Origin of the sequence: Seohaeicola saemankumensis, from assembly GCF_042678485.1 — a bacterium.
GTDB lineage: Bacteria > Pseudomonadota > Alphaproteobacteria > Rhodobacterales > Rhodobacteraceae > Seohaeicola > Seohaeicola saemankumensis.
Map to the genome: position 1 here is coordinate 163,315 of NZ_JBHTKR010000004.1, position 13,335 is coordinate 176,649.

At 66.6% G+C, this 13,335-nt stretch carries 4 protein-coding genes; all 4 read right to left on the reverse strand.

The annotated features are described in order from the left end of the window. Nucleotides 1-185: 185 nt before the first annotated feature. The 4 genes from ACFQ3C_RS10495 to ACFQ3C_RS10510 are packed head-to-tail and all read right to left on the reverse strand — an operon-like array spanning nucleotide 186 to nucleotide 13,253. On the reverse strand, nucleotides 186-887 hold the full coding sequence (locus tag ACFQ3C_RS10495) for a 4'-phosphopantetheinyl transferase family protein (protein ID WP_380791450.1): 702 nt from the start codon (nucleotides 885-887) through the stop codon (nucleotides 186-188). Then, a complete protein-coding gene (locus tag ACFQ3C_RS10500) occupies nucleotides 884-5,728 on the reverse strand; it encodes a MupA/Atu3671 family FMN-dependent luciferase-like monooxygenase (RefSeq protein WP_380791452.1) in 4,845 nt (1,614 codons plus the stop codon). Before ACFQ3C_RS10500 ends, ACFQ3C_RS10495 begins: the two co-directional genes overlap by 4 nt. Then, the gene (locus ACFQ3C_RS10505) at nucleotides 5,728-6,774 is read right to left on the reverse strand and encodes a glycosyltransferase family 2 protein (RefSeq protein ID WP_380791454.1); all 1,047 of its coding nucleotides are present in this window, start codon (nucleotides 6,772-6,774) and stop codon (nucleotides 5,728-5,730) included. The genes ACFQ3C_RS10500 and ACFQ3C_RS10505 overlap by 1 nt, the downstream gene beginning before the upstream one ends. After that, a complete protein-coding gene (locus tag ACFQ3C_RS10510; protein ID WP_380791456.1) occupies nucleotides 6,771-13,253 on the reverse strand; it encodes a type I polyketide synthase in 6,483 nt (2,160 codons plus the stop codon). The genes ACFQ3C_RS10505 and ACFQ3C_RS10510 overlap by 4 nt, the downstream gene beginning before the upstream one ends. Nucleotides 13,254-13,335 lie beyond the last annotated feature (82 nt).

Below are 13,335 nucleotides of genomic sequence, written 5' to 3' on the forward strand. Positions count from 1 at the left end.
GGCATCTGGCCCTTGGGGGCAGCGCCGTAATCAGGTTTGCAGGTAAAAGCCTGAAGACATGGGACAACTTTACCGGAACGCACTCATACTGCCACAGAATTGCCACATTCCCCCTGTGATGGAAAGGAAACAAGACCGAAACACAGCGTTTCGGTTTCTTGACTGACGTGCTTGTCCGGTTTGCGTCAACCAGGCAGGCTTATGCCCGCAATCATGAGGGAAAAGGTCGCGGCGGCTGGCCCGACGGTTCGACAGATAATGCCCTGATCTGGAAACAATTTACCCAGTTCCGGCACCATTGTTCCAAGCCTTGTCGCGTGCACCCGGGCAAACCGGGCCTGTGGATCAGCCTCCAGCGTGACCTGAAGCGCCTGAAACCCGATCACTGCCCCGGTCAAGGGAAACTGAGCCTTATAGGCTGCCTCCTTGATGCCGAAGATGCGTTTGGCGGCAAGGCCGCGCGCCGGGGCTGGTAGCCTGCCCAGCGCGGCGATCTCGTCAGGGGTCAGGACCAGGGGCCACAGATCAGCCTCCAGCGGCGCGGAATCCTCGATGTCCAGGCCCAGTGTCTGGCCCTTCTTCTGGGTCAGGACCGCACCACAGAACCCGGCGGCATGGCTGATCGACCCGGTCAGACCAGCGGGCCAGATCGGGCTGCGGTCCGGGGCGGAAGGAACGGCCTGCGGCATCTGGCCAAGGCGCTGCATGGCCAGCCGGGCCGCGGCGCGGCCTGCCGTGAATTCCGCGCGACGGCGCGGCACGGCCCTTGCAATGGCGGGTTCCTCGACCGGCAGAAGCGGCGGGTGATCCCCCTCTACCAGCAGAACCGCGACCGCGACATCCGCGCCGAACAGGGCGGCGATGCTGTCTTCGATCTGCCGGGTCATCCAGTCCGCGTCAGCCTTTCGGCCCTCAACTGGCGGCGGCGTAGCATCGCCTCGGTCCGGTAGGCCGCGCGATCCTCTGAGGGATGGGCGATCAGCGGCGCTGCGGGTTCCGGTTGTGCTGCGATCTGCGGTGCAGGCGCAACCGGGGCGGCAGGTGCCGCCACAGCGGGTGCGGGTGGTGCTGCGAGTGCGGGCTGCTGCACCGGGATCGGTACCTCTGCCGCCGTTCCGGCAGGCATGGGCTGGCCCACCAGTTTTACCGCCAGCGCCGACAGCACGGGGAAGCGGAAGATGTCGGTGATGCTCAGGCTGCGGATGCCCAGATCGGCGCGGATCTCGCGATGCGCCTGCACGGCCAGCAGGGAATGCCCGCCGAGGTCAAAGAAATTGTCCCGCGCGCCGATGTCCTGCACCCCCAGGATACGCGTCCAGATCGCGGCGATCGCCGTCTCGGCGGTGGCCTGGGTAAAGGTAGTGTCCGTGGTCGCAGGGGTGGGCTGAGTGTCCGCTTTTGGCGTCTCTGCCGCCACGGGGGCCGCAACCGTCGTGACCTGCCATTCAGGCTTTGTACGCCCCTGCGGTTCAGGCTTTGTACGCACCTGCGGTGCGGGCAGTGCCTTGCGATCGACCTTGCGGTTCGGTGTCAGCGGAAACGCCTCCAGCGCGACAAAGGCCGTGGGGACCATGTAATCCGGCATGATCGCGGCCAGATGCGCCTTCATCGCGGCCTCGTCCACCGAACCGCTGGCGGTGTAATAGCCCACCAGGCGCACCAGCCCTGGCACATCCTCGCGCGCCATGACGACGGCCTGGCGCACCCCGGCGAAGGCGTCCATCGCCGCCTCGATCTCGCCCAGCTCGATCCGGTAGCCGCGCAGCTTGATCTGGTGATCGGACCGCCCCAGGAAATCCAGCTTTCCATCCGCGCGCCAGCGCACCAGATCGCCCGTGCGATACATGCGCGCGCCCCAAGGGGCGGCGCGGTCAGGCGTCACGAAAGGATCCGGCAGGAACCGTTCCGCCGTAAGATCGTCGCGCTGCCAATAGCCGCGCGTCACACCGTGACCGCCGATGTAAAGCTCTCCGGCGACCCCAACGGGCACGGGCTGCTTCTCGGCGTCCAGGACATAGACCTGGGTATTCGCAATCGGCGTGCCGATGTTGATCACCCCCTGCTCCGGTTGGGCGCTTTCCGTTGTGGACCAGATCGTGGTTTCGGTGGGCCCATACATGTTTTCCACCGATGCCCGCGTCAGACCCGCGAATTCGGCGACCAGCGCACCGGGCAGCGCCTCGCCGCCCAGCATGATGTGCCGCACCTTCGACAAGGCGCCGCGCGCCTCGTCATTCATGGCGATCATCCGTGCCATGCTGGGGGTGCATTGCAGATGGCTGACCCCGTGGCGCACGATCTGCGCCGCGATGGAATGGTCATCCGCATCCGGTTCCAGCCCGGTATTGGCGCGCTTGACCACCTCGGCCAGCGGCAGCAACCCGTCAAGCACCTGCTGCACCGGAATACCGTAATCAATCAGGCAGGCCACTTCCGTCACCCCGATCCGGCGCACCTGTTCGACGCGGGCCATCGCATCGTCAATCGTGCCGAACAGCCCTGAATCGTCGAAATAGCGCAGGAAGGCGAAATCGAGGATCGCTTCCAGCTCGTCGGCCTCAAGCGATCCCAGGTCAAGCTGGAACGGATTGGCCACGCCCTTGGGCCGCTTGAACGCCGGGAAAGCCCAGGCATATTGCTTGATCAGCCCGGCAGCCGAGCGCAGGTAATCCTTCATCGGCTCCCGCGCGATCTCGCGCACCGTGTCGCGATCCTGCCCCAGGTAGGTATGCAGCATCAGCGTGACCTTGAAGTCATCGGGATCATGGCCCGCCGCGCGCAGGGCGGCATGATAGATCTGGATCTTCTCGCCCACCTCATCGACCGACTGACCCAGAAGATGCGTCAGAACATTGGCCCCGATCGTGCCGGCCTCGCGCCATGTGTCGGGGTTGCCCGCCGTGGTCACCCAGACCGGCAGCGTCTTTGACACGGGGCGCGGTTGCGTCACCACGCCATGCATCCCCCCTGCCGCGGTGGGATATTCCACCGCCTCACCGGCCCAGAGCCGGCGCAGATCGGCGATGGCCTGCATCATCGCGGGCTTGTTGTGGGGCGGCGCGTTTTCCGGGCGCAGCACGAAATCATCGGGCTGCCAGCCGCTGGCGATGGCCAGACCGGCGCGCCCGTTGGTCAGGTTGTCGATCACCGCCCATTCCTCGGCGATCCGCGCCGGATGGTGGAGGGGTGCGACGCAACTGCCCGCGCGCACACTGATGTTATGCGTGACCGCCGCCACCGCCGCGCCGGTGACAGAGGGGTTCGGATAGGGGCCGCCAAAGGCGTGGAAATGCCGCTCGGGCGTCCAGACCGCGCAGAAACCGTGGGTATCGGCGAATTTCGCACCTTCCAGCAGCAGCTTGTATTTATCGCGTCCGGCGCCGTCGTCATTGCCCCAGTAATACAGGCTGAACTCCATGCCGCGGCCGGTCACGTTGACAGGCCCGCTGGAGACCAGCGCGCGCGTCTCGTCGCTGCTCAGCACCAGCTTGAAGCCGCGCGCCAGCGTCCAGAACAGCTCCAGCACCGAAATGTCGAAGGACAGCGAGGTCACCGCCAGCCATGTATCACCAGGCTTGTGCGGGATACGCGCATCCATGCCGATGCAGAAATTCACCACGTTGCGATGTTCGACCATCACGCCCTTGGGTCGCCCGGTCGAACCGGAGGTGTAGATCATATAGGCCATATCCGCGCCCGTGGCCTTGCACGCGGGCCGCGTGGCGGGGGCATCCGTCAGGCGCGGATCGGTGTCGATCACCAGCACCTGCGCGTCATGCGGCGGCAAAGCCTGGGCAAGACCCGCCTGCGTCACAATCACCGGACAGGCCGAATCCGCAATATAAAGCGCGATGCGATCGGGCGGAAAGGCCGGGTCCAGCGGCACATAGGCGCCCCCGGCCTTGAGGATCCCCAGCGCCCCGATGATCATGTCCGGGCTACGCGCGCAGTTCAGCCCCACCAGCGTGCCCGCGCCCACGCCCATGGCTTGCAGCACATGGGCCACACGGTTGGCGGCGGCATCCAGTTCCGCATAGCTCAACCGCGTGCCTTCAAAGACCAGCGCGGGGGCATCGGGGGTGGCCTGGGCCTGCGCCTCGATCATGTGATGCAGGCAGGCGGTATCGGGCAGATCGGTTGCGGTGTCGTTCCAGTCTTGCGTGACCAGCGCCAGTTCGGCATCGGGCATCACCGGCAGGCTGGACAGCGCAATATCGCCCTTGTCGCCACGCGCCAGCGTGGCCGCCACCACGGCCAGGCGGCCCGCGATCAGATCCAGCGCCAGCGGCGACAGGCGCGCGGCATCCGCGATCAGCTGCGCGCGCCCGTCGTGCAAGGCCAGCGTCAGAACGGTGCCGGGGATACGCACCAGCGCGTCCTCGGCCAGGCCCACGGCAGGCATGGCCAGCGCGCCGCAGCCCGGGATGCGCCCCGGCAGATCGGCCATGAAGCCGCCACTGGCCCGCGCGCGCGCGTGATCGGCGGCAAAACCGGCAACTGCTGGCGCCACCGCGCCACCGCGCGCCACGCGCAGGGGTGCCCATCCAGCGACATATCCGGCCAGCGTCGGATCGGTCAGCCCGGCATCGCGCCAGGCGATATCCACATGGTCGCGGTCCGACAGCCGCGCCGCCAGCAAGGCCAGTGCCGCCATGATCGTCTCGGGCGCCTCGGACAGGGTCAGGTCGCGGGTGATCTCGCCGTTGGTGCCGGTTTCCTGGACCAGATCAAGCGGCGCGGGCGCAAGCGTCTCGATCCGCTTGCGCCAGAACGCCTCGGCCCGGATGCGCGGGGCAAAGCCTGCGTCAAGCGCGGCGGCGTCGCCATCCGCCAGCGCGGGCAGAACCTGGCCCGCCTGCACGCCATGGGCCAAGGGTTGTCCGTTCAGATCGGTGAACCCCCAAAGCTTCAACGGCCCTGTCGCCGTCACCACCGTCAGGCTGTCGCCATCGGCTTGCAATACGGTTCCGGGCAAAGCCCCCGCGCCACCGGGCACAGCCTCGGCCCCGGTCACGGCCAGCAAGCCATGGGGCGTCAACACCTTGGGCAGGCACAGCGGATTGGCGTGATCGCCATGATCCAGCGCCAGAACCAACCGCGCCAGACTGTCTGCGTCGCGGGTGAAATCCAGCCGCGCGGCGACCGGCGGGCGGTCATGCAGGCCGAAATAGCTGCGCTGCGTCAGATCCTGAGGCTGCCGCGCAGGCGCGCCTGTCGCCAGCATCGCCACCAGATCGGGAAAGCTTTCGATCGCCTCGGCAAAACAGCGGCTGTTCAGGGTCAGGGCGGTATCATCGGGCGCGACGTCGAACATCCGTTGCAACAGGATATCGCCCTCATCGACGCCGCCGCCGATCAGATGCCAGGTGATGCCATGCCGCGCCTCGCCCGCGATGCGTGCCCAGACCGGCGCGTTCAACCCGGCATAGCGCGGCAGCGGGCCATCATGGAAATTGACCGCGCCCTTGCCCGCCAGCGCCAACACATCCGCCGGCAGCATGTCCAGATTGGCGATGCTCAGCAGCCAGTCGCACGCCACACCCGCCAATCGCTGCGCCAGATCCTTGCCCGGCGCCTCGACCCGCAGATCCGCCGCCTCTGCCCAGGCGCGCACATTCGGGCAACGCGTCACAACCGCCTGCAATGAATGGCCCGCATCCAGCAGGACCTGCCCACAGTTCAGCGTCAGGGATTCGTTGCCGATCAGCACAGCCGAGAAGGAAGACATCACGATTTACCTTTCATGTCACGCAAGGTGACCGGACCCCGTCCCGCCCCTTGCTTGCGCCCGCGACCGGACCCAAGGGACCGACGATGATGGGCAAGGATGCGGCGCAACTGGCCCTTGTCCTTGCGTCGCTTTGCGGGACGCCGCAGCATCTGCACCCCTGCGCCAAGCACAAGAGCCACCGAGCAGAGGGCCGCATAAACCGCCCCATGGGTCTTGGTGAAATAGTAAAGCCGGGAATCGAACCAGTAATCCGGCACCTGATCCCAGGACTTCATACCGGTAGAGACCGAGCCGATATGCATTACCCGACTTTCGGGCACATAGACCGTGCCGAAGCCTGCGCGTGCGGCGCGGTGGCACAGATCCGTTTCTTCATAATACAGGAAAAACGCCTCATCGAAAATGCCGATCCGGTCCAGCACCGCGCGCCGGATCATCATGCTGGCCCCGGCCAGCCAATCAACGCGGGTCGTGACCTGCGGAATATCCAGCGGCACCCGCCAGCGCGACAGGATCCGGCTTATCGGGCCTGTGCTGGCGCTTTCCTCGAATTCCGACAACAATGTCGGGAAACGGAACGCCGTCTCATGCGGCACATCATCATCGCCATAGATGAAACTGCCCGCGATGCCCGCCTGCGGATCCGCCTCCAGCGCGCGCAGCAGCGCGACCAGCGCGCCGGGCTCGGGAAAGGCGTCAGAGTTCAGCAGATAGACGTAATCGGGCGCTTCGCCATCGGCCATTCCGGCGCGGATGCCCACGTTATTGCCAGCGCCAAAGCCGCCGTTATGGCCGGACTGGATCACCCGCACGGCACCGCCTTCGGTCCAGCCATTGTCCCGCGCCGCATCGCGCAGCATTTCGAAACTGCCATCGCCGCTGTCATTGTCCACGATCACCATGTCGGTGCGCGCGCCGGGAAAGGCGCGTTGCACCTCGGCCATCGCGGCCAGCCCGGCCTTTGCGGCGCGCAGGGTCATGGGCGCGGTGCGCCAGTTCAGCAGCACGGTCAACAGGCGTGGCGGTTTGCTCGTCATGGTCATTCCGCCGCTTCCATCGGCACGTCACGGCCCGCGACTGCCCGCAGCGCGGGACGTGATGCGCGCCGTTCGGCGGCCTCGATCACCCGGCGCATCCGCGCGGCCAGCACCCGCACATTGGGTTCCAGCACCATGGAATCGTGATCCCCCGGCACTTCCTGCACCTCGACTTTTGGCGCCCATGCGGTCCAGTCATTGTCATGCAGCACATAGGCGCGTTCTGAATTGACCAGACGGTCCGGCGCCACCTGCCACTTGCCCACCAGCGGCGGACGGAACAGCATCAACGGCCCGTCCCAGCGCTGCAGCTTGTACGAGGTGACGCTTTCCATGAAGGCCGCCTCGATCGCGACATTGTGGAACTGCGCCGCCGGTTCCTCGGCGTCGTCGGTCTTGATGCGACGTTTCTCGAACTCCCACGCGATACGGCGCGTCAGCCAACGCGCCGGATAGGCGATGCCGCCCGCGCGCAATTCCTGCAACTGGATCACCAGCCGGTCCCGCAAGGACAGCGGACGGGGCACCGGCAAGGGCGTGTCCAGCATGACCAGGGCTGCCACCTCTTCGCCTGCCGCCGTCAACTGCCGCGCGATTTCCAGCGCGGTGATCCCGCCACCGGAAAAACCGCCCAGCATATAGGGGCCCCGCGGCTGCACCTGACGGATCTCGGCGATATAGTCGCGCGCCGCCTGCACCAGATCGCGATGGGGTTCCTGATCGCCGTAAAGCCCGCGCGCCTGCAACCCGTAGAAGGGCCGGTCGGTGCCCAGCAGATGCGCCAGATGCCGCAGGTTCAGGATATTGCCGAACATACCCGCCACCAGGAAGAACGGCGTTCTCGGCCCGCCCTCGCCTGTGTGCATCGGCACCACATGGGTAAAGCGGCGCTGCGGCGCTGCAGGCTTGGCGGTGTCGGTGGCCCCCTCGGCCCCCGCCACCACGCCGCCACGTTCCGCGATCAGGGCGGCGCATTTGCGGATCGTCGGCGCCTCGAACAGGATCGAGATCGGGAAATCCACGTTGAACGCCTTGCGTACCTTGGCGAACAGGCGCACCGCGATCAGCGAATGCCCGCCCAGATCGAAGAAACTGTCCTCGACACCCACGCTGTCCAGCCCCAGCAATTCCTGCCAGAAGGCGGCCAGACGCTTTTCGACCTCGGTCTCGGGTGCCACGAAATCGCTGTCCAGACTGGGGCGCTCGAAACTCTGCCCGCCCGTGTCGGCGCCGGTATCGACCGCATCGGCCTGCCGGATCAGTGCGGCCAGATCCATCGATGAGATGACGACCTGCGATCCCTTGCCCGCCAGCGCGCGCAGAAACGCATCGGCGCCTTCCTCGGGTCTGATGCCCTGCGTCAGCATGTGGCGCAGCCGTTCCTCGGCGGGCGACAGCGGGCGCGGCCCGGTGCTTTCGGATAGGGCGGCCGTGGCAGGGGCGGCGGCGCGGCCAAAGGCGGCGGTGTCGTCCAGACGGCGGATGCTGAAGCCTTCGACCTCGATGCAGACGGTCCCGTCGGGGGCCGCGATCACCACGTCGAAAGTGGCCGAAGGTCCATCGGCGCTGTTGCCCGTGCGGCTGCGTACCCAGCTTGCAACGCGCGCCGGCAGCGGGCGATGAACGCGCACCGTGCCATAGGACACCGGCACCCACAAATGATCGGGCTTGTAGCCGGCGATCAGCCCCATGGCCCAGCCGGTCGCCAGATCCATCAGGCCGGGATGCAGGCCCCAGCCCGCGCCCAGATCGGCCGTCTTGTCATCGGGCAGCGCCAGCCAGGCCAGCCCTTCGCCCTGACCAAAGGCCATGGACCGGATCACCCGCCAGCGCGGCCCGAAGGCCAGATGCGCCTCTTGCGGGGAGGGGATGAAACCTTGCGGTCCGGCCTCGTGCGGATGGGCGCAGCGCGCGGCGATGGCGGACAGATCAAGTGCTGCCGGCGGTGTCAGCGGCAAAAGCGACAACTCGGCCTCGGCATGTGTCACGATGCCCCCAGCCTGCGCGCTTTGCACCTCGAAGGCATAACCGGCCTCGGACCGGGGCAGGCGCACCCGCATTTCCAGCGGTGCGGCATCGGCCACCTGCAAGGGCGACAGGAAGTAAAGATCGCGGATCTCGAACCCGCCGGTCTCGCCCTGCGCGCGCAGGGCCTGCGCCGCCAGTTGCAGATAGCCGGTACCCGGCATGACAGCGTCACCCGCCGCCGTGCGATGCTCGTTCAGCACCCAGTCGGCACGCGCATCCAGCGTCTTGAGGAACATCCGGTGCCCGCCCGCGTCCAGCGCGACCTGATCCAGCAACGGCGTATCCTTGGGCGCCGCGCGCCGTTCGGGGGGCGCATCGCCCGCCAGCCGTGCCGCCATCGCATCGGCGGCCATACCCACACCCGACCAGATGCCCCAGTCGATCGCCAGCACCCGCGTCTTGCCGCCCGCGCGCGCTTTGGCATAGGCGTTCAGATATTCGTTGGCGGCCACGTAATCGACCTGCCCCACCGGCGCGGTCACCGTCGACGAGGATGAGAACAGCACCAGCCAATCCAGCGCCCCATCGGGGAACAACTCTTCCAGCACCTTGGTGCCGTGGATCTTGGGGGTGAACACATCCTCGATCTCGGTCAGGGATTTGGTCAGCAGGGGCGCGTCTTGGATCACGCCGGCCGCATGGATCACGGCCGTCACCGGACCCATCTTGGCCTCGGCCTGTTTGACCGCTGCGCGCATATCCTCGATATTGCTGACATCGGCCTGGATCACCAGAACCTCGCCGCCCTGGGCCTCAAGCGCCTGCACGGCGCGGATACGCTGCACCACGGTATCCTGCACGGATGACCGCAGCAGCCCGTCCCAGCGGGCACGCGGCGGCAGGGCGGACCGCGCCAGCAGCACGACACGGCGTTGCCCGCGCGCGATCAGCGCCGCCGCGATGCTCAGGCCGATACCGCCGAAACCACCCGTGATCAGGGTCACGCCATCGGCGCGCAGCGGCAGCCTGTCAGCGGCTACCGGGGCCAGCGGCGCGGGCTTGAACTCCAGCGCAAAGCGTTTCTCACCGCGCAGGGCGGCCACGGTATTGTCAGGTGCGGCCAGCAGATCTTCCAGCACGCGGGCGGCCAGATCATCCAGCGCCTCGCCGCGCTTGCGCCCTTCGGGCAGGCGGATGTCCAGCACCGCGCAGGTCATGCCCGGCACTTCGCGCGGGATCACCCGCGCCGGTCCCATCACGGTGGCCTTGTCAGGATCACCCAAAGCCTCGCCACGCACCTGCGCCGCGTCGGATGTGATCACGCTGACATGGGCGGTGGCGTTTTCCTCGGCCATGGCCTGCGCCAGGAACAGCAGGCTGTAAAAGCCCTGTTCCTGCGTGCGGTGGAAGAAACTGCTACCGGGGCGGAAGCCATGATCTCGCGTGACCTGCCACAGATGGGCGATGCGCGCGGGCATCCGGCCCCGGTCCATCAGGTCACGGATCAGCAGGTCATATCCCGCCCGCCCCTGTTCGGGGGCCAGCAGATAGCCATCGTCGCCCACGCGGGCAAAGGCATCGGCGGGGCGCACGGTAATCACCCGCTGACCGGCGGCGCGCAGCTTCGCCGTCAAGACCGCACCGAGACCCGCGTCATCCTCGAACACCAGCCAGTCCTGCGGCGGCAGATCCGACAGATCGTCCATATCCAGATCACATGCGGCCAGGCGCGGCACCCAGGCGGGGCGATAGCCCCAGCTGTCCAGGTCATCGCGGCGCAAGGGCCACAGATCGGCCTCGGCCTGCGATTGCGCGCCTTTGCCGGGCTCAATGAAATAGCGGCTGCGCTGGAAGGCATAGCCCGGCAACGGCACGCGGTTGCGCGGCACCCCGCCCCAGACCTGATCCCAGTCGATGGCAACCCCCACCGCCCACATCCGCGCCAGCATCGCCATGAAATAGGCGTCATCGGCTACGCTGTCCTGCGGATGGCGCAACGACCCGATCACCGCATTGGGCGTGACCGTGGCATGTTGCCCCGCCAGCGAGGCCAGCCCCTTGCCGGGCCCGACCTCAAGGAAAACGCGCCCTTGCCCTTTCGGCGCAGCGGCCGCCAGGCTGGCGATACAATCGGCGAAATGTACCGTATGGCGCAGATGGCCCACCCAGTATTCGGGGTCTGTGGCCTGCGCGTCGGTCATGCGCTGCCCGGTCCGGTTGGACATCACCGGGATCGCGGGCGGGTTCAGCGTGATCGACCGCAGGTAATCGCCAAAGCGTTGCAGGATCGGCTCCAACATCCGCGAATGGGCGGCCACATCAATGGGAATGCGCTGGAACTCGACCTCGCGCGCGGTCAGCTCTGCTTGCAGACGGTCAAGTGCGGCCTGCGGGCCTGATGCCACGCTCAGCGCCGGGCCATTGACCGCGCCCAGGTCCAGATCGTCACCCAGCAGCGGGCGCAATTCATCCGCAGGCAGTCCGACCGACAGAAGCCCACCGGCCGGCACCGTATCGAACAGCGTGCCGCGCAGATGGACCAGGCCGATGCAATCCTCGAACCCGATGATGCCGGCCACGCAAGCGGCGGTATTCTCGCCCATGGAATGACCGACCAGAGCGGCGGGCTTGACCCCCCAGCTGATCCAGAGCTGCGCCAGCGCATATTCGACGATCATGATCAGCGGCAGCTGCACCGATGGCTGTTTCAGCCGTTCGTCCGCCTGCGCCTCTTGCCCGCGTTCGGGTAGCCAGACGGCGCGAATGTCGTAATCCAGCTTGCCTTGCAGCACCGCAAGGCCGCGATCCATCCAGTCGCGGAAAACCGGCTCGGTGTCATAAAGATCCCGCGCCATACCCGCGTATTGCGCGCCGCCGCCGGGGAACATGAAGACCACATCCGGCGCATCGCCCAGAACCTTGTGGGTGAACACGCGGCGCGGGTCATTCGCGCGCAGGGTCGCCGCCGCCTCGGCATGGCTGGCGGCCACGATCACGCGGCGTTGTTCAAACGCGCGCCGCCCGTGGCGCAGGGTATAGGCGACATCGGCCAGCGGCTGATCGGGCCGTGCGTCCAGATGATCGGCCAGACGCTGCGTCGCCTCATCCAAGGCCGCCTTGCTGCGGGCCGAGATCACCAGCGGCTGAAACGGGAAATCGCTTTCCCCGGATGGCGCGCGCATGGGCGCTTCCTCCAGCACCACATGCGCGTTGGTGCCGCCGACGCCCAGCGAATTGACCCCGGCGCGACGGGGAGCAGACCCGCGCGGCCAGTCAGTCAGCCGGTCATTGACCACGAAGGGGCTGCCCTCGAACCCGATCACGGGGTTGGGGGCCTCGTATCCCAGCGATGGCGGGATCTGCCCGTGATGCAGCGCCAGCATTGTCTTGATCAGGCTGGCCACACCGGCAGCGGTGTCCAGATGGCCGATGTTGGTCTTGACCGATCCGATCCGGCAGAAGCCTTCGCCCTGGGCCCCACCCTGGCGGAACGCTTCGGTCAGGGCCGCCACCTCGATCGGATCGCCCAGATAGGTGCCGGTGCCATGGCATTCGACATAGCCCACCGTATCGGGTGCCACGCCGGCCACTGCCTGCGCCTCGACGATCGCGGCGGATTGACCATCGACCGAGGGCGCCAGATAGCCCGCCTTGGCGGCGCCGTCGTTGTTGATCGCCGTGCCCTTGATCACGCCCCAGATATGATCGCCATCCGCAATCGCATCCGACAGGCGGCGCAGCACCACCGCCCCCGCGCCCGATCCGAACACCGTGCCCTTGGCGCGATGATCGAAAGCATGGCATTCGCCATCGGGCGACAGGATCTCGCCGTCTTTATAGAGATAGCCCCGATTCTGCGGCAGCTCGATCGTGACCCCGCCCGCAATCGCCATGTCGGATTCGCCGATCAGCAGCGATTGCACCGCGCCATGCACCGCGACAAGCGATGTGGAACAGGCCGTCTGCACGTTCACGCTGGGCCCGGTCAGGTTGAACACATGGCTGGCGCGCGTGGTCAGAAAATCCTTGTCATTGCCCGTGTGGCGCAACAGGAACATGCCCACATCCTGCACCAGATCGGGGTTGGAGCAGATGTTGAAATAGAAATAGCTGCCCATGCCGCAGCCGCCGAAAACACCCACTGGGCCGGGGAAATCCTCGGGCATGTGACCGGCGTTTTCCAACGCCTCCCAGACCACCTCAAGGAACTGGCGATGCTGCGGATCCATGATCGCCGCATCCTTGGGGCTGAAGCCGAAGAATTCCGCATCGAACCGGTCGAACCCGTCCAGGGGCGCGGCATAGGGCACGTAATCGGGCCGCGACAGCATGTGCCGCGCCTCGCCCGCCGCCAGCAGTTCGTCCTCGGACAGCTTGCGAATGGACCGGATACCATCGCGCAGGTTGCGCCAATAGGTATCGACATCCCCCGCACCCGGAAGATGCGCGGCCATGCCCACAATGGCGATATCGGTTTCAGCAGTCACGAGCGATGGCCCCCTCTGTCCGTCCGTCATCACTCGTTACAAAACACCGGTTCCGCGTTAGCGGCCAAATACGGTCATAATCTGACAAAACACTGTCAAACTTGTTACGTGC